Raw genomic sequence first — 23,844 nt, 5'->3', positions numbered from 1 at the left:
AATCATTTCAATTGCTGCAAAAGAGGCTTTTCACACAGATGGACGTATGCATTCATGTCGTACTAAAATCTAAATCGCAATATCTAAGCCCTACTATCTGAAATCTAAATACTAATATTTATATTTGCTACTTATGAGCAAACAAACAGACGACTTCTTTAAAAGTATAGTATCACACTCCAAGGAATATGGTTTTGTATTCCAATCGAGTGAAATATATGATGGCTTAAGTGCTGTCTATGACTACGGTCAATTAGGTTCTGAATTGAAAAATAACTTGAAGACCTATTGGTGGAAATCCATGGTGCAATTGAATGAAAACATTGTCGGTATCGATGCTGCTATTTTTATGCATCCAACGACTTGGAAAGCTTCAGGTCACGTGGATGGATTTAACGATCCCATGATCGACAATAAAGATTCTAAAAAACGTTACCGTGCTGATCAGTTGATCGAAGATAAAATAGCCCGTTACGAAGCGGATGGTAAAACTGATAAAGCAACTGCTTTATTAGAAGCTTTAAACATTGCTTTAAACGCTGACGACCTTGCTGGTTTGAAAACAATTATTGAAGATCATAATATTGTTTGTCCTGTCTCTGGAACAAAAAACTGGACTGATGTTCGTCAATTCAACTTGATGTTTGCTACACAGATGGGAGCAATGGCCGATGGTGCTGAACAAGTATACTTACGTCCTGAAACTGCTCAAGGTATCTTTGTTAACTTCTTAAACGTGCAAAAAACTGGCCGTATGAAAATTCCTTTTGGAATCGCTCAGATAGGTAAAGCTTTCCGTAACGAAGTCATTGCGCGTCAATTTATCATGCGTATGCGTGAATTTGAACAAATGGAATTGCAATTTTTTGTTCGTCCAGGTACAGAAATGGAATGGTACAACAAATGGAAAGAAACTCGTCTTAAATGGCATTTAGCTTTAGGGTTTAACCCACATAATTACCGTTACCACGATCATGATAAATTAGCACATTATGCTAATGCAGCAGTGGATATTGAATTCAATTTTCCATTTGGATTTAAAGAAGTAGAAGGTATTCATTCCCGTACAGATTTTGACTTGAAACAACACCAAGAGTTCTCTGGTAAAAAAATGCAATATTTTGATACCGAGATCAATCAAAATTATATCCCTTACGTGGTAGAGACATCGATTGGTTTAGATCGTTTGTTTTTAACGGTATTATGTAATTCATTGGTCCAAGAAGATCTTTCTACAGATGAAAAACAAGATTCCCGTGTTGTATTGAAATTCCCTCCTGCAATAGCACCGGTAAAAGCAGCTATCTTACCTTTAACCAAGAAAGATGGTCTTCCGGAGAAAGCGCGTGAGATTATGTCTGTTTTGAAATTAGACTACAATGTTCAATATGATGAAAAAGATTCAATAGGTAAACGTTACCGTCGTCAAGATGCTATTGGTACACCGATCTGTATTACAGTTGACCATCAATCATTAGAAGATAACATGGTTACTATTCGTCACCGTGATTCGATGCAACAAGAGCGTGTAGCAATTGCTGATCTGGAAAAATTTGTTTCTGACCTTGTGGGTTGGAATACTTTATTAAAAAAGGTTTTGTAATTGATAAAAGGATGTCGCTTCTTTGAAGTGTGCAATGCCCCCAAAAGTTAGACACTTTCTGGGGGCATTGCAGTTACACCCTTTTTTAACTGGTTTCTTTTGAGAACAACCTAGCCCATGCGGGTCTCTTCATTTTTAAAAATCGACATCTAGCTTGCCATTCCAGATTTCATTTTTTCGGATTGTAAATCCCTGAATAGGATCTAACCCGGCTAAGAGTAATCCTTTAAAAAGAACTTGCATATTGTTTTTAACATCAGTACTCAGCTCGAATGTCCGAATTATAGTGCCTTCAGCAAATACTTTCAGTTCATACTTAATGGATTGATCTGTTTCATGAAATCCCATAAATTGATTAAAATAAAACTTCTTGTTATTTGCTGTAAATTGTGGTTCTATCAGCAGGACACTGGCATCCATTTGGGTATTGCTGCTGTTACTAAAAGGGTAATAATAAAAGCTAGGATGTTTTTGCTGAATACGGATACTGTCAATATTACTTAAATCTTCGATATCCGTAAATTCGACATTAATCTCGCTAAAGATCCGATCTAATGTCAACACTCTTTCCATTGCTTTGCTCACCTCAAATGTATCTCTTGCAGCATAGATTTCCACTTCTTTTTCCTGAAATGAATTACTCATATAAAAACCATTTCGATGACCACTATTCGCAAAAACAATGGGACTATTGGAGTTTTTAGTCACTACACTCAAATAATAAGTTCCTAAAGGCAGGTCGATCTCAAAGGTTTCCTGAGCAGAGATTCCTCCTTGTTTAACCAATGCCTGACTTTCAGAATTATAAATATGATAATAGAGTTTATTTTTTAATACTGATCCATCGACCACTCCTGTTATCACTAAATTGTCCATTTTAAAGGTCCCAGTCGTGGGATTGTAGATACTGCCAGTAGGTCTTTTGCCTTCAAATAAACGCAAACGAATCCAAACATCATTTTTTTCTACGGTAGATATTCCAGTCAATGATTGGTTCACGGCAAATTTGGCGACACCATTATTTGTCAATTCAATTGGATAATGGAGGGTATCTGAAAGTGTAAAGAAAGACTTTCCGAGGTCGGTTGAATAGTCAATCAATATTGCTCGAGGTCCAGTTCCCGAGCTATTCACATCCATGCTCAAGATATGAAGAGATTCAATTTTTTGGACGGGCAGTTTTATCAGAACTGACTGTGCTCCTTTAAAGTTGATTGATTTGCCAGTCGTTGGCCATCCAGCTGTAAAGCTATAATCAACTTTACCGTTATTATAATCAATGATAGGTAAAGGATTAATTGCTATAGCAGGATCAGTGTTACCTAAATCAAAAGTCCACTGAAAGAGAATCTCTTCTTGTGCACTTCCTGCGACTTTTCCAGAGGCTAATTTCTTGACGGCACTGGTCTTTTGCAGTGGCGTTACCACGCTTTCAAAATCTTTAATCTTGAATTTTACGGCGAACACATTTTCTTCTAATTCATCTGAAATTTTCTTATTCTTTTGACATGATGAAGCAGCGGCTAATAAAAAGATGAATAATAAAGAAGATATGCTCAAATTAAATTGGGCATTCTTTTTCATAAAATATCTAAGGTTAGTTATACAACAATAACTTTAAAGATACTTATTACTTCTAAACATTAAAATTTAGGAATATTGATTTCCAATCTTTCACTACGACATGTTGTTAATTTATTAACTTTTAGCACATATACTTTAGATTTATTATCTGACTTATTCAAGACAAATTCATTGTTATTTCCTTTAGGACGCACATATTCGCCATTAACCTCATCCCATTCATACAACAATGTACCATCTTCGTTACACCATAAATAATTGTAACGATCATCATATTTTTCATCTAAAGAAATACGAATTTTACCTAATTTCTTATCTAACTTCACCTTCGCACCACTAGGCTTTTCAATCATATCAAAAACTTTAACTAATACTTTGCTTCGAGGAGATGTCTTACCTTTCCACACACTTTCAACGAAATAACTAGTTGATTCTTTGACTTCATTCACACTCACATTAGGTCCAGAAGCAAAAGGAACATCTACTTGATTTTCACGATACCAATTGTACGTTAATCCGCGACTTGCCTGTTTGATAGTCAATACCTGTCCACCATTAAAACAGGTCTCCAACGTATCTCCCCAATTGGATAATGGGGCGCTAAGTTCACGATCTTTATTATTGGTAATCGACCATACTGCTTCGTATTGATGGCTATGGTGGTCATCGATCCGAACTAAAGACGTTGTATCTTTCACAACCGCTTTTAATTGATTGTCTCCCAATTGAAGCATCCCTACATTCAAATAAATCGAATCGATGTTTTGATCAATTAAAAGATCGTTGAGATACCATTTCACATCCAATGTATTGGGAGATGGTTTTAATAATTTTAGCGTAAAAACAGACATACTACTATCTGCATCTATTAGTTTACTCTCTACTGGCAAGGTCGCGACGATTGGATTCGTCTTCTGGTGTATCGTTTCCACAAAAACTTCTTGACATACCGCACAAAATGGAGCTACCAAATATTGCATTTTACAAAATTCATGAGGTCTAAACCAAGTAGACTTTGATCCTGTTCCGCCATAAGCATACACGCCAATACCTTGCGTACCCACCCAATGCTTCCAAGGCACTTTTGTTGGATCGGATTCTTGACTACGATTGGGTCCCTCTATGGCATACTGATTACCAGCCCAGTACTCATCTGCCAGAATAGAGAATGAATGACCGATCTCATGTACTGCAATATCATTGCTCATAAAGTTAACTGTAGCAGTCGCATACTTACCACCAGAACCTCCATAAAAGGGAGAGTTGACCAAAATTACAACTTGTGTATAATTTGGAATATAATCTTTCAACACCTGATCGATGACCCGATATTTCTGGGGAACGACCAATCGATGTAATCCTCCATTATCAAAGCTACTTCCAAATATGGTATTGGGAGAGGCAACAGGAACGGGATATTTTTTTGTAAACTTATTAAATCGCGCAGGATATTTACTCAAATCTGTATGGCCATGCACACAGTCACTCGCGCTACAGGCATGTGCTGCACCAGATTCTGGTGAAGGTGTTTTGACTGCAAACACATTAAAATAATTACTGTATTGACGAAAAGGTTCTGTCTGAAAGAAATAATCCGTGAAACGTTTGGCATCTTCTTCAAAATCTGTCAATTGTGCTTGTGTATAACCATCGCCTAAAATTACGAGGTTCACTACCTTTTGATCGGTTCCTTGATACTGCAACGTATCTATGGCATAACGTTGTGCAAAACAACTTGGAAAGAAAAGAAATAAAAGGAAAAAGCTTAAAAATAAGGGTTGTAATTTGATATTCATGAATATAGGGTATGGATGAGTATTAGTTCATGTCTTTTATTTTATGTTGTACTAAGTATTCACTTGGAGAGAGTTTAGTGATTTTTTTAAAAACGCGATTAAAATTGACCACATTATTAAAACCTGTTTTAAAAGCGATATCCGATACATTTTCCGATAGACCATGGATCAACATTTTACAGGCTTGTTCGATACGAATCTCGTTAAGAAAGGTGATATAAGTCTTTCGCGTATGTTTCTTAAAATATTTACAAAATGCGTGCGGGGTCATATGAGCAACTCCCGAAATATCTTCTAGCGATATCTTTTGCTCAAAATGCTTAAATGTATATTGAAAAATCTCATTAATACGTATCCCTTCTGCATCAGAATACTTTTTCTGTGGAATCCCAGTATATAGCGATGTCCAAAGATCTACTTTTTCAGTAAGGTAATCGATTAAACTGACAAATGCAGTTAACCGTTCTACTCCGTCTGCTTCATTAATCTGTAAGAATTTTCGTTTGATCGCAGGGTTTGATCCTGCATCTAACTTTTTACTTACATTGATATTTTCCAGAAAGAAACGAACTTCTTCCAATTCTGGTAATTGCAAAAAATCTCTGAATCTGTTGTAATCGAAGAAAATATGAATGGCATGAATTTGTTCTTTTAATAAGGGATCTGGGATCAATTCCGAACGTTGAAACATATGTGGTTCATTGGCATCAACAATATAAATTTCATCTTGTTTGAATTGATGCGTAAAATTGCCAATCAAAAAAGTACCCTCTCCTTTTAAGATGTATGTGAGTTGAATTTCTTTATGCCGATGATAGTTACTGTAGAACTCCACCAATAGATCCTCTTGTACACAAACAGAGCCCTGATTTGGAACAGGAACGGTAAATTGAACAACTTTCATGATCAAAAAAAACTAAAAAAAAACAGATATTGTTTAATTATTCAAATTTAAACAATATAATAGACAATAATCGTAAATCCATTTATAATTTATTTTTTAGTTTTTTCATGAAATCAGGCAAAGTTGGATCTGCCCCGACCAGCTCAATAATCGCTCGTGTTTTGGGATCTATCCACAAATAACGAGGTGTAGCAACAACGTCATAGCTGTTTTTAATAAAATCACGATCCGTCACATTTAACAAATAGCTGTTTGACCCAAGTCCTATAAGATGGTTACTTTTTCGCCAACGTTCATCATCTTCATCATCGGTCAAATAAACAACCTGCACCCCCATTTTACTTCATGCAGCTTCTTTTTTTAACAAAACTGGCAAATCCATTTTCGAATTCTTACCCTTACTCGACCAGATCGCAACAATAATCATCTTTCCATCAAGAAATTGATCAAATTTTAGTGAATCACCTTTTAAATTCCGTGGCGTTATTTCGGGAAAAACGGGCATGTTTTCATAGAAATTTTTCACGTGTTCCACTTTATTTAGTGCTGCTTGAAAGTAAGGATGTTCTTGGAGATCACACCACCTTTTTTCTTTTGTACTTGTTTTGTATCTAAGTCACAAGCACCCAAAAAGATGATAAAAAAAATAATGCAACGAAAAACGGATAGGTTCATAAAAAAATTGGTTGTAGATTACACTTAAATCTACAACCAATTTACATAAATTTATTTACTAATTATTTTATTGTATAATTTTGATATTCTGAACCATTTAATACTTTAAGGACCGTATTTTTGGGTCCAGCAATCTCATAGTGGATCACCTTGCCATCTTTCCATGTCATATCCACCGTATAGTTACCTCTAGCCTTTAATCCTTTTACAGCTCCATCTTTCCACGCTTTGGGTAGAGCAGGTAGTAAATGAATAAAGCCTGCGTGGCTTTGAAGAAGCATCTCAGCAATTCCTGCTGAACCTCCAAAATTACCATCTATTTGAAATGGAGGATGTGCACAGAACAAATTTGGGTAAGTACCTGCTCCAACTCCTTGGTAAGTCGTTTCATTAACAAATGCGGGTTTTAGCAATTGTCTTAATATCTCTAGGGAATGATCGCCATCCTGCAATCTCGCCCAAAATAAAATCTTCCAAGCGCGTGACCATCCTGTGCCTTGATCTCCTCTTACTTCTAGCGTCTTACGAGCTGCGTCTGCCCAAGATTTATCTTTTTGAGGCGAGATAAAATTAGCCGGATACAGGCCATACAAATGTGATACATGACGATGCTGTGGCTCTACTTCTTCGTAATCGGCTAACCATTCTTGAACACGGCCGCTTTTGCTCACCACTACCGCTGGTGGAATTTGACTTAATTTTTCCTTTAACTTGTGGATAAAAGGATCGTTCATCTGTAACAAACTATCTGCCTGAATTAAATTACCATACAGCTCTCTAACAATCTGATTATCGATCGTAGGCCCCATTACTACGGAAGCGACTTCACCATTAGGAAGACGGAATCCATTTTCTGGAGAAACGGACGGTGAAGTAACCAGCCAGCCTGTCTTTGGATCTTTCACTAAGATATAATCGTAAAATTCAGCTGCTCCTTTTAATACAGGATATACTTCTTTTAAATAGGCTTTATCCTGCGTAAATAGGTAGTGTTCCCAAAGATGATTACACAACCATCCTGAAGCTGTACTCGATCCCCAAGATGCATTTTCTCCTGGAGCTGAGTAACCCCAGACGTTTGTCATCATATAAACAACCCATCCTGGTGCATTGTAATAAGCTTTAGCTGTTTTTTCACCTGTCTTTGCAATACGTTTGATCATTGCTATAAAGGGTTTATGATATTCAGAAAGATTACTGACTTCAACTCCCCAGTGATTCATTTGTGCATTGATATTTAAGTGATAATCTCCATTCCAAGGTGTTTGGATCTGATGCGCCCATAACCCCTGTAAATTTGGAGGTAATGCATTTTTGTGATCTGGAGCTGTGCTTGAAATACTCAAATAACGACCAAACTGAAAGTACAATGCCGCCAATCCATTATCCAAAGCTGGATTTTCAAAAAATTGATGTAAACGTTGCGGAGTCGGCGTATCGACCTTAAGCTGATGATCTGCAATGTTTAAAGTAACACGATCAAATTTCTTTGCATAAGCTTTTTTATGATTGCTATATAGTGTACTATTAGCTTTTTTTTCAACAGCTAAGATATCCTTACCGACAACCGTTTGTGGATTGGTACCATAATAATTTGTACTTGCTGCGAAAAGGACTGTAGCTTCATCAGCACCTGTCAAAATTAACTGTTTTCCATTATCCGTCAATCTCCCTCCCTTAAAGCTGATCTTAACCTTACCGGCAAACTGTAAGTTTTTGCTTCCTTTACCATCTGGTAAAGAACCTAATAAAACAATTTCACCATTTTTAATCTCATAAGAATCAATATTTTCCGATCTTTCCAGAGCAACAGCAAAACTGATACTTTTTTTCTGAGAAGCAGTTAAATGTATCACGCCTACATTTTGATCAAAAGAAGTGTAATAAGTTCTCTTGTAGTCTACTCCCGAAGAAGTGAAAGAAGTGTGTACAGTAGCGTTTCCAATATTTAATGATCGTTCATAATTAGAAATATGCTGTGCATCCACTTCAAAATTAAATTTTAAAAATCCAAAATTCTGATAACAACCATATGGTGCATTCGCACCTGCTCCAAAAGCAGACCCCTGTCCGTTACAGACAAAGTTCTTATTCACCAGATCCTCAGCCTCTTTATTCTTCCCTGCTATCAATAATTTTTGAATCTCGCTAACACTTTTATATGCATCATAATTATTGGGATCTTCAGCTGAGCCCGACCACATAGAAATCTCATTTAACACCAAGGATTCGGACATAATTCCACCATCTGGCATCATTCCTATCAATCCATTTCCTAATGGCAGCGTTTCTTCCCATCGAGTAGCTGGTTTATCGTACCACATCGTTAGACCATCTCTTTTTTGTGCATACGCTTGGAGAGAAGTGATCGATAACAGAGCCAATAAGGTTGATTTAGTTGTAAATTTCATTTTTTATTTAGAATATAATTCAAATTCTGCTACTGTGAAGACATCTTTCGTTAACGTTTCAGTTGGAACAAATTTGATGTATTTTGCCTTTAAGACATCATCAAAAATGATCTGTTGTAAAATGGGATTTGCTTTAATGTTGGAAAACTCACCCTCTTTCACCATTTCCCATTGTTGCTTGTTGTGACTGGTATAGATCTTATACTTGGTCGCTGTACCCGCTGTTTGTCCATCTTGACGCGGTAAGTAACCGAGTCCTAAGACATCACTTTTCAATTCGAAAACAAATCCCTTTTTATATGCTTGTACGGAGGCAAAAGTTTCGCTCTTACCATCAAGTGCCTTTGCTGATTGGGAAAAAGAATTAACTGTAAACTCCCTTGCATTTAATTTTTTAAATCCTGCACCTTCAAATTCAAAGTCTTCATTATACTCTTTATATAATCCAAAATCACTTACCGTAATAGCGACTGGAGCAAACAACTGAACCCGCAGTTCATCGGTCGTAACCGGATTTTCCAATTTCATCAATCGATTAGCGCCAATACTTGTAGCCTTTGTCAATATCACCCATTGGCCATTCACTTTTTGCTCTACCAAAACACTATCAAGTCGTTGACCGAGTTTAATATTTTCTCGTATCTGAATAATATCAAAGGTTTGTTTACCATTCAACTTTATTTCTAATGAAGCTTGATGCTCATCATCGTTTGTCGCCCAATAGCTATAGCGATCATCATCGAGGATATACGATGTTCCATACTCTTGAATGGAGTGCTCACGAATAGTAGATGCTTTAATTTGAGCATCTTTTGCTAAATTGGTTTTAAAAGTTTTATCGACCTTTTTTCCAAATGCCGCCAAAGATTTGACATCATTGTCATGCAATTGACCTGATGGCATAGGAGCCAGCCCAAGATTCATATTCGCACCACGCCCGACAGATTTTAAATAGATTTCAAATAGCTGATTTGGTGTTTTCACCTGAGCATCTTGTTCTGCATGATAAAACCAGCCTGGTCTTTGCGGAACATCACATTCAGCAGGAATCCAATATTTTCCATTTCGAACTCCAGATGTCAATGTTTTTTCATTAACTAATCCGGGAACTGCTTTTTTCCCATCTAAGCCTTCTGGTGTAAAAGTTGCCCATGAGGTTTCTCCTGCAAATCCCTTTTCATTTCCGACCCATCGCATATCGGGACCAACATCACTAAAGATCATGGCCATGGGCTGCAACTTGCGTACGATAGGCCAAGTTTTTTCTTCCCATGCATAATAGGTATTGCGATCGATGGTTCTTTTCTCTTTCAATCCACCATAATAACCATCACCTCCATTGGCTCCGTCGTGCCATGAAGTAAACAATTCTCCATAATTAGACATCAATTCCGTCAGTTGTGCCCGATAAGCCTCCGCATATTCAGCAGTACCATAGCGCATATCGTTGCGATCCCATGCGGAAAGATATACACCAAATTTCATCTTATTGGCATGCGTTGCTAACATAAAATCTTTGACCATATCACCTTTACCTTGTTTCCAAGGTGAAGCTGCCACACTATATGTTGTGGTTGCGGTGGGCCACAGACAAAAGCCATCATGATGCTTAGCAACAGAAATCAAGCCCTTAAAACCAGCGGAAGCTGCTGCTCTTGCAATTTGATTCGAATCAAATTGAGTTGGATTAAAGATAGCCGGATCGGCATCACCGTATCCCCACTCCTTATTTTGAAAGGTAGTTGGTGTATAATGAATTAGGCAGTAAGTCTCCATTTCATGCCATTTCAGTTGTCGTTCGGAAGGTATAGCCCCATATGGTTTCGGAGGATTTACAGGTTCAGATGGCAAAATACTACCATGTACAAAGAGTAAACTAGAGAAAAGAAATGTTAACATATATCTAGAGAATAGGTTTTAAATCTTAAATATAGTTTTATTTTGGAGTAATAAAAATTTGATAAAACCATTTTTGCTAAGCAATCGATTGATTAAAGTAATTTAAAAAATAATTCATTGATCATTAATATTGATACGTCATCAAGATTATCAATAAGATAAGCCCGTCCATTTCGTCTAAATTTGTCTAACAACAAAGAGATAGAAACTAATAATACGAGCAATGGAAAATAACAGCCACAAAAAAATTACAACAGCATCAGGGGCTCCTGTTGTCAACTATGAAGACACGATGACGGTTGGACCTAGAGGTCCTGTACTATTACAAGATTATTTTCTGCATGAAAAATTAGCGCATTTTAATAGAGAGCGTATTCCAGAAAGAATTGTACATGCCAAAGGTTCTGGCGCATATGGCACATTTACAGTAACCCATGATATCTCCCAATACACAAGAGCAAAACTCTTTAATGGAATCGGAAAGCAAACGAAGTTGTTTATTCGTTTCTCTACTGTAGGTGGAGAAAGAGGCTCTGCAGATTCGGAACGCGATCCACGGGGGTTTGCTATAAAGTTCTATACAGAAGATGGAAATTATGATTTAGTAGGCAACAACACACCGGTCTTCTTTATAAAAGACGCAAAAAAATTTCCTGATTTTATCCATACTCAAAAAAGAGATCCTTATACAAATTGCAAATCGCCAACCATGATGTGGGACTTTTGGTCATTAAATCCTGAATCTCTCCACCAAGTGACGACCTTGATGTCGGACCGTGGTACACCATTCGGCTATAGACATATGCATGGCTACGGAAGTCATACCTATTCCATGATCAACGCACAGAATGAATTGGTATATGTTAAATTTCATTTTAGAACACAACAGGGCATCAAAAACCTGACTGCCGCTGAGGCCGATGAAATGCGTGCAAAAGATATGGACTATGCACAACGCGATCTACATACAGCAATTGAAAAGGGAGATTTTCCAAAATGGAAGCTTTATATCCAAGTCATGACCGAATCGGAAACTAAAACTTTCCGCTGGAATCCATTTGACTTAACAAAAGTATGGTCGCAAAAAGAGTATCCACTTATTGAAGTTGGAGAAATGGAACTAAACCAAAACCCTAATAATTACTTTGCTCATGTGGAACAAGTTGCTTTTGCTCCAGCACATGTGGTAGATGGTATTAGTTTTTCTCCAGATAAAATGCTGCAGGGTCGCATTCTATCTTATCCTGATGCACAACGTTACCGTTTGGGGGGTAATTATGAGCAAATTCCGGTAAACCAATGTCCTTTTATGACCAATAATTATCAACGTGATGGTCAGATGACTGTCAATGGAAATCAAGGCTCTGCTCCAAATTATTATCCCAACAGTTTTGATAGCAACTACCAAGATCAAGCTTACAAAGAGCCTGCATTACAATTGGATAGTGTCGTGGCCGATCATTATGACCGCAACGCCCCTGGTGAAGACGATCACTATACGCAACCAGGTGATCTGTACCGTTTATTAGATGAAGAGCAAAAACAACATCTTATTGAAAATATTGTTGGTGCAATGTCTGGAATCGAAGGTCCAAAAAGAGATGAAATTATCATGCGCCAGTTGTGCCATTGGTTTAGAGCTGATATGAATCTTGGTCTTGGTATTGCTAAAGGTCTAGGATTTTCTATGGATCAAATGGCTAAACATATGCCGCAGAAATAAAAAATGAGATGATCCAGATTAAAGAAGCGGAACGGTGACCGCACATTTCCGCTTCTTTAATATCCATAATAAAACATAAATACTCCCATCTTCTATTACAAATCATACTTATCCTAGCTTTTTAATAGTATTAATTTAGACTTCACCGATTTTAGATAAATGAACATAAATAGCACGTCAATCGATTTAACTGTATGATAGGCAATTATTTCAGATTACAATCTGAAATAATTTAAAAACTTCAGTTGTTCTGATGATTATTTTTTATACAATTTTATTGGATTAAATATAAAAAATAAAATTTACAACTTGTACCTTTACGTTATCATGAACAAAGATCAATCTAAAATCATACGCGAACAAGCCGATCGTTCTGCAACACGTGAGCATTCGGTACCCCTATATTTAACCTCAAGTTTTATCTTTGATAGTGCTGAGCAGGGAAGAGCTATTTTTGCTGAAGAAGAGCAAGGAATGGTGTATTCACGTTATGCAAATCCTAATACTTCTGAACTTATTAATAAAGTTTGTATCCTAGAGGGTGCAGAGGCAGGCCTATCTTTTTCTTCGGGAATGGCAGCTGTGTTTGCTTCTTTTGCGGGCATTATTGAAAGTGGAGACCATATTGTTTCTTCTCGTGCTATTTTTGGTTCCACACATCAATTGTTTACACAATTGTTTCCACGTTGGGGAGTGACAACAACCTATGTGGATGCAGTCGATCCTGAAGAGTGGGAAAAAGCAATTCGACCGAATACAAAAATTATATTCTTAGAATCACCATCTAATCCAGGTCTTGAATTGGTTGATCTGGAGTGGTTAGGTTCTTTGAAGAAAAAGTATCCCCATATTATATTGGCCATTGACAACTGCTTTGCAACGCCGTATTTACAAAAGCCTTTAAAGTATGGTTTTGACTTATCCATTCATTCGGCAACCAAGTACATGGATGGTCAAGGCCGCGTACTTGGTGGATTGGTAGTCGGTAAACAGGAATTGATCGATAAATTAATGTTTTTCATCCGTCATACAGGACCTTCCCTATCACCTTTCAATGCATGGGTCATCTCCAAAAGTTTAGATACATTGGGATTACGTATGGATAGACATTGTAGCAATGCGCTCGCCTTGGCGACTGTTTTGGAGACACATCCTGAAATTGAAGATGTTAAATATCCTTTTCTTCCTTCACATCCACAATATGAATTAGCGAAGAAGCAAATGAAAGCTGGAGGTGGCATTGTCACATTTGTGGTTGCAGGTGGAAAAGAAAGGGCATTTAGATTCTTAGATGAATTAAACATGATCTTATATACTTCTAATTTAGGAGATGCAAGATCAATTGCTACTCATCCCGCATCAACCACACATTCTAAGTTAACGGAGGATGAACGTTTAAATCTCGGAATTAAACCTGGCAGCGTACGCTTGTCTGTTGGTTTAGAAGATCAAGAAGATATTATCCAAGATATATTGCAAGCATTAGAAAAAACAAAATAACAATAAAAGGGTGATCATGGTGATCACCCTTTATTGTTATTGTAATTTTACAAAAGAGAATGTTTCACCTGCCATCTCTTTATTTTATGGATACGACTACTTCAATGAAGCTAATGCTGCTTCGTAATTTGGTTCTTCTGTCACTTCTGCAACTTGCTCTTCGTACAATACTTTTCCATTTTCATCCAATGTAATGACTACACGGCTTAATAATCCTGCTAAAGGACCATCAGAAAAGCGTAATTGATAGTTTTCTGAAAAATTATTGTCTTTATACTCTGATAATGTAACTACATTATTCAAACCTTCTGCCGCACAGAAACGGCCTTGAGCGAATGGTAAATCTTTAGAAATACACAATACAACGGTATTTTCTAAACCTGACGCTGCTTGATTAAACGCACGAACTGACGCTGCACATGTTCCGGTATCGACACTTGGAAAAATATTTAATACTACTTTCTTTCCTTTATAATCTGCCAATGACTTATCGGATAAATCACCTGCTGTTAATTTAAAATCTGGAGCTTGACTTCCTACTGCAGGTAAATTTCCAACTGTATTTACTGCTCCGCCTTTGAATGTTACTGTTGCCATAATTAATTTTTTAGCAATTTAATGATTTATGTCTAATGTTGCCACAAAAATCACAATAATTAGTGGTCTTTCATTCAAAATAAATATTTATCAATATTTGCCAAAAAAATATCAAAAAACCACAAAAAATTACTATGTTAGCATTGTAATTGAAACACAAACGATAAACCAAATATGATGTATATGAAGAAGTTACTAATTACCCTACTTTGTGCATCCCCCTCCTTACTTTTTGCACAGGGATCTCAAGTTAATCTTCAGAGTCCAAAATCTGTGGGTATGGGCGGTGCAGGCTCTGCCTACTTTATAGATGAATCTTCTATTTTTTATAGTCCAGGAGCACTTTCAAAAATGAGTCACAATGCTATCTCTGTTAACGGAAATGGTGTTATGTTCAAATCTGCTTTTCAAGCAACAGGAAGTTCAGTAGTTGATCACACTAGAAATCAGATCACACCTCCCTTTTCTGTATTTGCGACAGTAGGTCCTAAAAACACTTGGTGGAAAGCTGGTATAGGTATCTATACACCTTACGGTGGTGCAGTGGATTGGGGAACAGAATGGACAGGTAAATACAGTTTAGTAAGTTTATCATTACGTGCGATCTATATACAACCAACTGTGAGTTTCAAATTAACGGACAACTTTAGTATTGGTGGTGGATTTGTTTACAATATTGGATCTGTCGATTTACAAAGTGCTATTCCTGTTTATTTCCAAGATGGAACATCTGGATTAGCAGAATTAAAGGGAACGGGAACTGGTACAGGCTATAATGTCGGGGTGCATTATAATTTAAATGAAGAATTTGCGATCTCGATGAGCTACCGTTCGAAAGTGTTGACAAAACTAAAAGATGGCGATGCAAAATTCACTGTACCTGAAGCGGCAGAAGGAACATTTCCGCGAGATAGCAAATTTAGTGCAGAACTTCCTCTTCCTTCTACTTTTGCCGTAGGTGTAACTTTCCCTATCAGTGAGAAGGTGAAAATGGCTGTAGATGGAACTGTGATCAATTATGACGTCTATAAGGAACTAAATTTTGATTATAGCGGAGCAAATACTCCAGATACACATTCTCCAAAGAATTATACAAAGGCAGGTTCTATAAAAGCGGGTATTGAATACCTACCATCAGAGAAATTACAACTTCGGATAGGTGGTGGATATATTGCAACTCCTGTAAGGAAAGATTATGTATATCCAGAAACTCCAGATAATAACCGCATATTGGTAGCTGGTGGTTTCACCTACAAAATGTCGCCTAAATTTGATTTGACAGGTTCATTTGCATACCAAAGAATATTACCCCGTGAAGCGAATAATGTCGACAGCCATCTATCGGGAACGTATACAACGAATATCTACGCACCAGGCATTGGTTTGACTTACAAATTTTAAGCATTTATACTAAAATGTTATGATCATGAAAAGAAGAAATCTATATATAGGAGTTGCATTAGCTATACTGAGTATCACAGCATGTAAACCAACTCTAGACGAATTTACTCCCTCTGCAGGAACAAAAGCTGATTTTAGCAAATATATTGCTATTGGAAACTCGCTATCTGCGGGATTTGCTGATGGAGGCTTATATCTAGAGGGGCAAAAAGTAGCTTTCCCTTTACTTATTGCTGAGCAACTTCAAAAAGTTGGTGGCGGAGAGTTTAAGTCTCCATTTTTTAGTGAAGAGCAGTCCAATGGTTCAGGTTATATCCGTCTAAAAGCACTCGTGAATGGCCAGCCAGTTACGGAACAGGTTGCGGATAAATTAGCTTATCGTTCGGCGACCCCCAAATTATTAATAAAATATACAGAGCCTATCAATAACTTAGGTGTACCGGGCATGCGTATGGATATGGCTTTTGCACCAGGTATAGGTACCGCTGCAGGAAATATGTACTTCGAACGTCTACTGCCAGATGGTACTCCACCAACGATGAATTATTTCACCTACTCTACAACGCAAAATCATACATTTTTCACTTTTTCTCTTGGAAATAATGACGTATTGGGATATGCAACAAATGGAGCTGTTAACGAAGGCCCTACGACAACATTGACTTCCACAGCATTGTTCAATACACTATTGAATAATTATGTAGGCACCTTAACTGCCAAAGGTCAAAAAGGGGTATTAGCTACAATCCCAGATGTGACATCTGTCCCTTATTTTACAACAGTGACACGTCAAGTACTCTTGGCAGCAGTAAACGCGGCAAGTACAACGAAGGTAACCGATATTTACATCGCAACTAAGACTGGTCCTCGAGCTGCTACTGATCAAGATTTCTTTGTCTTACCTTTTTCATCTGCAGGTTTATTAGGTGTACCAAACGCAAATAAAATTCCTTACGGTTTACATCCGCTTAACCCAGTTGAAGATAAATATGTTTTAGATACCAAAGAAGCGGCAGAAGTCGTAGCTCGTGTCAATGATTTCAATAAGACAATTAAATCAGTAGCTGCATCTAAAGGATTAGCTGTGGCAGATGTCAATGCGTTCTTAACTTCAGTAAAAAACGGGATTAGGATCGATGGTCTTGCTGTAAGTGCAAAATACATTACTGGTAACGGTTTTTCTCTGGATGGTATACATTTAACTCCCATTGGAAATGCATTGATGGCAAATGTATTTATTGAAGCTATAAACAAAACATATGGAGCTCAGGTTCCCAGGTTGAATATTTCTGACTTTAGAGGTGTAAAACTTCCATAATATTAATACTAAATGGTTTGGTAAAAGGGTGTATCATAATTATGATCACCCTTTTTATTGTTTATCAATCGCCTATAGATCCTATCAACTCGATAGCACTAAACACAAGAAAATATGGAAAAGAATATGACGATGAAGCTGATATAGCTCACGTTAAAAGCATATAAATTGGTTTTTGTAATCCATGCGATTATATTGTTAATCAACGCAAAATTAGCTAAGTTTGTGTATACAACGAGGTACAGAAACATGAAAGTAACATTAAATCGCCAAAACAAAGCGGTACACTTTGAAGCCGCAAGTGAATTGTCTAATGTCAAAGTTCATATAGATGGCTCAGAAGCTATTGGAGGTGAAGGAAAAGGCGTGCGGCCAATGGAGTTAGTCTTAATGGCTTTAGGTTCATGTAGTGTATTTGACCTTTCGTCGATCTTGACCAAACAACGTCAAGAGATTGAAGATATACAAGTGGAAGTCGAAGGAAAACGAAGAGAAGAAATTCCAAATATCTTTACGGATATTCACATTAGCTTCTATTTAAAAGGTAATATTGACGAGATCAAAGCCCAAAAAGCAGCAGAATTAGCGGTTAAAAAATACTGTTCCGTGCATGACATGCTTGCGGCAGGTGGTATTGATATCACCTATTCCCTGAAAATAAATTAAAGTGTTTTCAGCGATATTAAAACCCAGATTTCTGTGCAAATCTGGGTTTTAATATTTACTCATTTATCTTATAACCTCCCTTGTTCCTCTGTTTTTTTCGGCACATTGGCACTATTTTTAATTTTTTGATTACCAAAATGATAACGAAGTGTTACATTTACTTTACGTGTATCGCGATAATCGTTATAATAATTATTCTGGTCAGCATATTGTGATGATACTCGCTGCTTTTCAGTTTTAAAAATATCCATAAAGGAAAAGTTTACTTCAAATTTTTTATTAAAAAACTTCCGATTGGTCAATAGGTAGGTACTTGAGTAACCAGAAATCTTAAAAGGCCCCTGTATGGTAGGCGACTCAAAGGTATTGCCAATTTCCAAATTCCAATCGACATTTTTATTCAGCAGGAAAGTTGAGCTGACATTACCATTGGCCATCCACACCTGATTGCGGTATAACTCAAGATCTCTTCCTTGATAGTAGTTTACATTATACATTCCTTCCAATTGTGTATTTAAACTCCAGTTTTTCAACAGCTGGAAACTTTTACTCAAATCTACACCGGCACCTTGCCCTTTTTTAATATTTGTATACTGATAGATCAATTGATGATTGATATTATCCTGAATAGAAATCTCCATGGATGGCCACTGCTCATAACGATAGAACAAGTCCACATTCCAGTTCTCTTTTGTAAACATGATATTAAGATTGTGAATAATTGTGGCTCGCAACCGTGGATCTCCCTGAAAGTAAGAAAACAAATTATAATAAGACTTCGCAGGATTTAACCAGGAGTATGCTGGTCTGCTGATTCGTTTGCCATAGGAAAATCCCCACTGATATTCCTGATCTGTATGATATTGGGCATAGAATGTTGGAAAGAGTGCCCAATAATTTTGATGATTGCGGTCTGCAGGTTCAGAAACGATACCATTCAATGCCGTATTTTCCAAACGTAATCCTCCTTTCCAGCTCCATTTACCCCATTTATATTCCATTGACGCATAAGCGGCAAATTGCTGCTCATCGTAATCAAAAACATTACTCTTATCAGCTCTTTCCTGAAAACTACCTCGTTCATCATCGAAAAACAATAAAGTACTTTTTGTTTTTACAGTACTAAATTTTCCTCCAAATTCTAGAGCGACCTTATTTAAATTTGCGGAAAAATCGAGTTGTGTGGATAACAGCTGATTTTGACTCGCATTATCACTTACAAACCGGGTGCTTGTCGGTTCCTGGTCTTTAAAATTTAAATCGGTCCATACATCTTGCAGATTAGATCTTCGATTTGTTGTAAAATATGACGACCAATTCGCATTCCAATTGGAATTTATCTTTTTGTTAACCTGTAAATACAGGTTATTGGTTTTCCGAGAATCTACATGGTCATTCTTCGTTAAATAAGAAGACTCCAGTTGACCATCCTTATTATAGATAGAAGTCGGTACGCGATATACTCCAGCAGACTTGGGTCCGTAATAACCATTTAATCCTATAGCGATAGTCAAAGAGGTATCAGGTGTATAATCGAAAGAGAACACATAACTGTTTTGACTATTATTTTTATCGATGCGAGTCATGATACTTTCCCATGATGTTTGTTCATTGGGATAGTATACAAAATCAGTCCCATATCGTGCATATGTCCCTCTACCATAATTGTAGGTAGCACGCAGATTAATTTTTTCATTTTTATAATATTGGGTCAGTCCAAAGAGCTGTTTTGCATAGTTACTTTGCTCTGCCAAAGCCAACACCACTCCCCGGTATCCATAAAGTTGTGATTTGGTCATTTTGATATTGATGATTGTGCTCCCTTCTGCCTCATATTTTGCAGGTGGATTGGTGATGACCTCAATAGCTTGCACATCTGATCCCGCAGTATTCTCTAAGAGTGTCTTCAGCTCTTCTCCTGTCAGCATCAACTTTCTTTCATTGATCATGACTGCTACTTTCTTATCTCCACGGACAGCAATATTACTCCCCGTGAGCATCACCATAGGTGTCCGCTTTAAAATATCCCAACTATTCAATCCGGATAAATTACTGCCTTGGACATTAAACTCCAATCGATCAATCTTTCGAATGACTCGAGGACGCTTGCCGGTCACTTGTGCTTCTTCAAGTTTGGTTTCATTTGGACTGAGCTTGATCAACACCAATTTTTGCACGGTATCGGAACGAAAGTAGAGTTCTTGATTTTCGTAGTTTAAGTGAGATATTGCCAGCCTGTATAGATTTTTCTCTGCAATAGTATAGTCGAATCTACCTGCTGTATCTACCTGGGACGTGTATATTAATTTCCCTGCACTATCTAATAGTACAACGGTAACATCTGTCAATGCACGTTCGCTTTGATCACAGACTTTAACAGCTAAACGCTTCCCTTGAGCCTGTCCAATAAAAGGTAATAATAAAAAAATAATAAGAAACTTCATGCTTTTTTAATTGATGGTACAAAAGTGTCTCATGTCAGGGAAAACTTCGGTTAATGAAGGGTTAATGGAAGGTTAAGGTTCCATTTATTCAAAAGCGGAACTTATATTTGTATATGGAACTGAAGTCTAAAAACTATATTTATATTTTCGTTATACTCTTTCTAGTCCTCATTGGTATCCAGACATATTTATTAATGAATTCTTTTCATTTGAAGAAACGGGAAATCTATTCAAAGACAAAAGAAAAATTAGGACAAATTGATGATACAGATGCATTATTTGATAACGATCTATTAAATAACCAAGATGCTACGGCTCATTATATCAATTTGGTCCAAGGGAACATTACACTTGCTCAACTAGAAAACAGTTATTCAGAAAAAGCAAAGCGGGCTCAACATGTACTGACTCATTATGTGGATAGTATATTCTCTCCATTAGGTCTTGAAGTAAAATTACAAAAAGAAATTCTACAGATCACTTTCAAAAACACCGAGCAAAAGCTATTGAATAATCCGATTGTGGTGTATAAAACGAACGGAAATCTCATGCATCCATTAGAGCTATCTTCGGGAACATGGGCTACGGAAAGAACGGTGAAACAATTGACAAAAGAGGAATCGACAATAACCGTTGAACAAGAGGATAAACCATATAGTTTTCTTGTGCTTCGAAAATCAACTTTTGAAGTTGTTAATATCAATTGGGTTGTTTTCAAAGAATTGGCATTCCTACTATTGAATACACTTTTGATCCTAATAGCCCTACTGTTCTTATTTTATAAGACCTATCAAAATCTTAAAAAGCAACAGAAGAAAATTGGGCAGTTACATGACACTGTTGACAATATTTCGCATGAACTTAAAACACCTATTGCAACCCTAAAAGTCGCTTTAAAAACTTTAGAAAAACATCCCGACCCTACTATAATAGCAGTCATGACCAGACAATTGGAGCGCCTAGAACAGACTTTAGAACCCCTGAATGAACCAAAAAAAGAAATTTCTAATATCGTGATCGCTAATCATCAGATAGCAACATTGCTATCCGATTTTAAGCTAGCACATCCTGATATCCACTTTGAAATGAACGATATTACAAAGGTGGCTGTTCCGCTCAATGATGTTGATTTTAACACCATATTGGTGAATCTGATGGATAATAGTATCAAGTATGGTGCTACGCAATTGCATATATCCATCACAAATGATCAGAACCTATGCAAGATTCAAGTGCGTGATAATGGAATTGGGATAATTCAGAAGGAGATTCCTCATATTTTTGAAAAATTCTACCGCATACAAAAAAATAACATTCATGATACTAAAGGTTTAGGATTGGGTTTATATCTAATCAACAATATCGTGAACCGCCACCAAGGAAATATTCAAGTCAGTAGTAAACAGAATCAAGGAACCACATTTAATATTTCGATACCACATGAAAACTAAGCTTTTGTTAATCGAGGATGATCCTGATTTTGGCTTTATGCTGCAGCATTATCTACAACTTTCGGGATATGAAGTTCATTGGATGCAAAGTCCTGCTGAATTTTCGCTGTATGAAAATACACTTCCTTATGATTTGTTAATCATTGATGTAATGTTGCCTCTTAAAAGTGGGTTTACATTAGCGCAAGAAATAAAGGAACGTTTCCCTGAGTTTCCTTTTATTTTCTTAACTGCCAAAGAGCAAAAAATTGACAAATTAACCGGTCTAAAAATAGGTGCCGATGACTACATCACAAAACCCTGTGATCCAGAAGAGTTGGTATTGCGTATCCAAAATATCTTAAAGCGGAATAAAAAGAAAGAGCTCACGATCTCGATAACATTGGGCAGTTATCAGTTTTTTCCACAACGCTTAATCTTGTCTCATCCTTTCGAACAATTTAAATTAACAGAAAGGGAGGCCAAGCTCTTATTATTTCTAAGTAAGCGCTCGGGTTCTCTTGTGACACGGGAAGAAATTTTACAAGAAGTGTGGGGCACCAGTGATTTTTTCAATGGCCGTAGCATGGATGTGTTTATTACACGGCTTCGAAAATACCTCAAACATGATGTAAGCTTGCAAATAACTTCTTCCCGAGGAGTTGGATTTACAATTTCATTCTGATGGGATTGCCCTTGGGTCGATCAAAAATTAGTGTACCTATCCATCAATACCTTCTTCGCGTTTTTGCCACAATTTCTCTGCCCAACGGCCCACAAACCAAAAGGAGATCGCCAAGATGAGGAAGAAGATAGCACGATTGATATTATCCCATAGATACTCGACATAACGGGTATAGACATTCAATACAAAAAATACGAAACCGATTTCCCTGGTGGTATTATCTTTCATCTTTAAACCATAGATCACTAAACCTGCCGATACTGCAGTAGATAATAATCCCCAGTAGAATATATGATATTGTCGTACTAATGTCCACTCATAAAAATCCGAATAGTTGCCAAAAATAGAAAGGGACCACAATGAAACCATCAGATACAATAACCCAATGAGATAGCTGAGGGACTGAAATTCCATCAATTGCTTAAATCGTGGTTGTATGTATATAGCTACTAATGTTAAGACAAAACCAAAAATGGTAAAACGCAATGGATAATTCATTCCCCAGAACTTAAATCCCCAATCGCTATGGTAGGCTGTTTCTGTTGCAAACCAAATCCCTAAAGCGATGAGCATAAAAACCCATATCAGTTTTGACTTAAGGCGATTGGCGAGGTATCCATAGATGAGTACCGACAATAAAAATAGTAAAGAATAATGCATGCTATTTTTGTCCAGCACTTTACCTAAAAACCCAATACATGCTGCTGTTGCGAATACTCCGATGAGCATCATGGTTTCAATAGATAGATTTTTATTGGGAAATTTTGTTTTGTAACGAAATCCTAATGTATAAAATAAAACGCCTAGTGCAGCAAAGAATAAGCAAAACAAAATATTTGGTGCTTCATAAAGTGTATCGACAAATTTGAGAAAGGCTGTATCTGTCATCAAAGAAAATACGGCAAACACCAAAGAAGCCAGCGCAACCCAAAAAGCATAGCGTGCTAAGCGTTTCCAATCAAAGCTTTTTACATCAATACTATTGACCATAGCACTAGCGGTTGATGCATCGATTATTTTCTCCTTTTCCCAAAATTGTATCGCTTCTTCTAAGGATTCTTTTTCTTGTTTAGTTACGTCTAATTTCTTCATATAAGTTGTGAAATGGCAAAGTACAAATTATACCCATTATTTAAGCTATAGATTTGCAATGTCGTGACAATAATAAAGATATGAGCACTGTTAAAGTTCATTAAAAATAAGTAATT

The 23,844-nt window shown here is 36.9% G+C and carries 18 protein-coding genes; 8 read left to right on the top strand and 10 right to left on the bottom strand.

Annotation, left to right across the window (positions count from 1 at the left end):
• The first annotated feature begins 133 nt into the window (after positions 1 to 133).
• A complete protein-coding gene (locus MUB18_RS07890; protein ID WP_248755555.1) occupies positions 134 to 1,603 on the top strand; it encodes a glycine--tRNA ligase in 1,470 nt (489 codons plus the stop codon).
• 135 nt (positions 1,604 to 1,738) lie between these two features.
• Here MUB18_RS07890 and MUB18_RS07885 read toward each other — a convergent pair whose 3' ends face one another.
• From MUB18_RS07885 to MUB18_RS07855, 7 genes are all read right to left on the bottom strand, one after another.
• On the bottom strand, positions 1,739 to 3,187 hold the full coding sequence (locus tag MUB18_RS07885; RefSeq protein ID WP_248755554.1) for a hypothetical protein: 1,449 nt from the start codon (positions 3,185 to 3,187) through the stop codon (positions 1,739 to 1,741).
• A 59-nt stretch (positions 3,188 to 3,246) separates the two neighbouring features.
• The gene (locus MUB18_RS07880; protein WP_248755553.1) at positions 3,247 to 4,983 is read right to left on the bottom strand and encodes a M64 family metallopeptidase; all 1,737 of its coding nucleotides are present in this window, start codon (positions 4,981 to 4,983) and stop codon (positions 3,247 to 3,249) included.
• 22 nt (positions 4,984 to 5,005) lie between these two features.
• Positions 5,006 to 5,887: an AraC family transcriptional regulator gene (locus MUB18_RS07875; RefSeq protein WP_045754457.1), complete on the bottom strand. Its 882-nt coding sequence runs from the start codon at positions 5,885 to 5,887 to the stop codon at positions 5,006 to 5,008.
• An 82-nt stretch (positions 5,888 to 5,969) separates the two neighbouring features.
• Positions 5,970 to 6,218, bottom strand: coding sequence for a hypothetical protein (locus tag MUB18_RS07870; RefSeq protein WP_248755552.1), 249 nt, complete (start codon positions 6,216 to 6,218; stop codon positions 5,970 to 5,972).
• Positions 6,219 to 6,230: 12 nt separating this feature from the next.
• Positions 6,231 to 6,413, bottom strand: a complete 183-nt coding sequence (locus tag MUB18_RS07865; protein WP_094773232.1) for a hypothetical protein — start codon at positions 6,411 to 6,413, stop codon at positions 6,231 to 6,233.
• 211 nt (positions 6,414 to 6,624) lie between these two features.
• Complete coding sequence (locus MUB18_RS07860; protein WP_248755551.1) at positions 6,625 to 8,973, bottom strand: glycosyl hydrolase family 95 catalytic domain-containing protein; 2,349 nt, start codon at positions 8,971 to 8,973, stop codon at positions 6,625 to 6,627.
• 3 nt (positions 8,974 to 8,976) lie between these two features.
• A complete protein-coding gene (locus tag MUB18_RS07855; protein ID WP_248755550.1) occupies positions 8,977 to 10,872 on the bottom strand; it encodes an alpha-L-fucosidase in 1,896 nt (631 codons plus the stop codon).
• A gap of 223 nt (positions 10,873 to 11,095) precedes the next feature.
• On the opposite strand from MUB18_RS07855, the gene MUB18_RS07850 reads away from it, so the two are divergent.
• Both MUB18_RS07850 and MUB18_RS07845 read left to right on the top strand, forming a co-directional pair.
• The gene (locus MUB18_RS07850; protein ID WP_248755549.1) at positions 11,096 to 12,595 is read left to right on the top strand and encodes a catalase; all 1,500 of its coding nucleotides are present in this window, start codon (positions 11,096 to 11,098) and stop codon (positions 12,593 to 12,595) included.
• A gap of 327 nt (positions 12,596 to 12,922) precedes the next feature.
• Positions 12,923 to 14,095 (top strand): trans-sulfuration enzyme family protein, encoded by a 1,173-nt coding sequence (locus MUB18_RS07845; protein ID WP_094773228.1) that lies wholly within the window; start codon positions 12,923 to 12,925, stop codon positions 14,093 to 14,095.
• Between the two features lie 96 nt (positions 14,096 to 14,191).
• Here the strand turns inward: MUB18_RS07845 and tpx are convergent, their stop codons facing one another.
• Positions 14,192 to 14,692 (bottom strand): thiol peroxidase, encoded by a 501-nt coding sequence (tpx, locus tag MUB18_RS07840; protein ID WP_248755548.1) that lies wholly within the window; start codon positions 14,690 to 14,692, stop codon positions 14,192 to 14,194.
• 183 nt (positions 14,693 to 14,875) lie between these two features.
• On the opposite strand from tpx, the gene MUB18_RS07835 reads away from it, so the two are divergent.
• From MUB18_RS07835 to MUB18_RS07825, 3 genes are all read left to right on the top strand, one after another.
• Entirely contained in the window at positions 14,876 to 16,093 is a 1,218-nt protein-coding gene (locus MUB18_RS07835) for an OmpP1/FadL family transporter (protein WP_094773325.1), read from the top strand.
• Between the two features lie 25 nt (positions 16,094 to 16,118).
• On the top strand, positions 16,119 to 17,411 hold the full coding sequence (locus tag MUB18_RS07830; protein ID WP_094773324.1) for a G-D-S-L family lipolytic protein: 1,293 nt from the start codon (positions 16,119 to 16,121) through the stop codon (positions 17,409 to 17,411).
• Positions 17,412 to 17,660: 249 nt separating this feature from the next.
• On the top strand, positions 17,661 to 18,077 hold the full coding sequence (locus tag MUB18_RS07825; protein ID WP_045753833.1) for an OsmC family protein: 417 nt from the start codon (positions 17,661 to 17,663) through the stop codon (positions 18,075 to 18,077).
• A gap of 68 nt (positions 18,078 to 18,145) precedes the next feature.
• Here the strand turns inward: MUB18_RS07825 and MUB18_RS07820 are convergent, their stop codons facing one another.
• Positions 18,146 to 20,521 (bottom strand): outer membrane beta-barrel family protein, encoded by a 2,376-nt coding sequence (locus tag MUB18_RS07820; protein ID WP_248755547.1) that lies wholly within the window; start codon positions 20,519 to 20,521, stop codon positions 18,146 to 18,148.
• Between the two features lie 209 nt (positions 20,522 to 20,730).
• Between MUB18_RS07820 and MUB18_RS07815 the strand changes: the two genes are divergently transcribed.
• Positions 20,731 to 21,972, top strand: coding sequence for a sensor histidine kinase (locus MUB18_RS07815; protein ID WP_248755546.1), 1,242 nt, complete (start codon positions 20,731 to 20,733; stop codon positions 21,970 to 21,972).
• Complete coding sequence (locus MUB18_RS07810; protein WP_248755545.1) at positions 21,962 to 22,636, top strand: response regulator transcription factor; 675 nt, start codon at positions 21,962 to 21,964, stop codon at positions 22,634 to 22,636. Before MUB18_RS07815 ends, MUB18_RS07810 begins: the two co-directional genes overlap by 11 nt.
• 36 nt (positions 22,637 to 22,672) lie before the next feature.
• Here the strand turns inward: MUB18_RS07810 and MUB18_RS07805 are convergent, their stop codons facing one another.
• Positions 22,673 to 23,728, bottom strand: a complete 1,056-nt coding sequence (locus MUB18_RS07805; protein ID WP_248755544.1) for a DUF2157 domain-containing protein — start codon at positions 23,726 to 23,728, stop codon at positions 22,673 to 22,675.
• Positions 23,729 to 23,844 lie beyond the last annotated feature (116 nt).

The organism is Sphingobacterium sp. PCS056 (genome assembly GCF_023273895.1).
Classification (GTDB): domain Bacteria; phylum Bacteroidota; class Bacteroidia; order Sphingobacteriales; family Sphingobacteriaceae; genus Sphingobacterium.
Note: the sequence above shows the minus strand (reverse complement) of the source record. Positions and strands in the feature narration are given on the sequence as shown.

Excerpts from the sequence above, each read along its gene's own strand:
- MUB18_RS07890 (WP_248755555.1), top strand. The coding sequence starts at position 134 with ATGAGCAAACAAACAGACGACTTCTTTAAAAGTATAGTATCACACTCC.
- MUB18_RS07805 (WP_248755544.1), bottom strand. The coding sequence starts at position 23,728 with ATGAAGAAATTAGACGTAACTAAACAAGAAAAAGAATCCTTAGAAGAA.
- MUB18_RS07855 (WP_248755550.1), bottom strand. The coding sequence starts at position 10,872 with ATGTTAACATTTCTTTTCTCTAGTTTACTCTTTGTACATGGTAGTATT.
- MUB18_RS07880 (WP_248755553.1), bottom strand. The coding sequence starts at position 4,983 with ATGAATATCAAATTACAACCCTTATTTTTAAGCTTTTTCCTTTTATTT.
- tpx (WP_248755548.1), bottom strand. The coding sequence starts at position 14,692 with ATGGCAACAGTAACATTCAAAGGCGGAGCAGTAAATACAGTTGGAAAT.
- MUB18_RS07885 (WP_248755554.1), bottom strand. The coding sequence starts at position 3,187 with ATGAAAAAGAATGCCCAATTTAATTTGAGCATATCTTCTTTATTATTC.
- MUB18_RS07830 (WP_094773324.1), top strand. The coding sequence starts at position 16,119 with ATGAAAAGAAGAAATCTATATATAGGAGTTGCATTAGCTATACTGAGT.
- MUB18_RS07845 (WP_094773228.1), top strand. The coding sequence starts at position 12,923 with ATGAACAAAGATCAATCTAAAATCATACGCGAACAAGCCGATCGTTCT.
- MUB18_RS07850 (WP_248755549.1), top strand. The coding sequence starts at position 11,096 with ATGGAAAATAACAGCCACAAAAAAATTACAACAGCATCAGGGGCTCCT.
- MUB18_RS07820 (WP_248755547.1), bottom strand. The coding sequence starts at position 20,521 with ATGAAGTTTCTTATTATTTTTTTATTATTACCTTTTATTGGACAGGCT.
- MUB18_RS07835 (WP_094773325.1), top strand. The coding sequence starts at position 14,876 with ATGAAGAAGTTACTAATTACCCTACTTTGTGCATCCCCCTCCTTACTT.
- MUB18_RS07860 (WP_248755551.1), bottom strand. The coding sequence starts at position 8,973 with ATGAAATTTACAACTAAATCAACCTTATTGGCTCTGTTATCGATCACT.
- MUB18_RS07825 (WP_045753833.1), top strand. The coding sequence starts at position 17,661 with ATGAAAGTAACATTAAATCGCCAAAACAAAGCGGTACACTTTGAAGCC.
- MUB18_RS07875 (WP_045754457.1), bottom strand. The coding sequence starts at position 5,887 with ATGAAAGTTGTTCAATTTACCGTTCCTGTTCCAAATCAGGGCTCTGTT.
- MUB18_RS07810 (WP_248755545.1), top strand. The coding sequence starts at position 21,962 with ATGAAAACTAAGCTTTTGTTAATCGAGGATGATCCTGATTTTGGCTTT.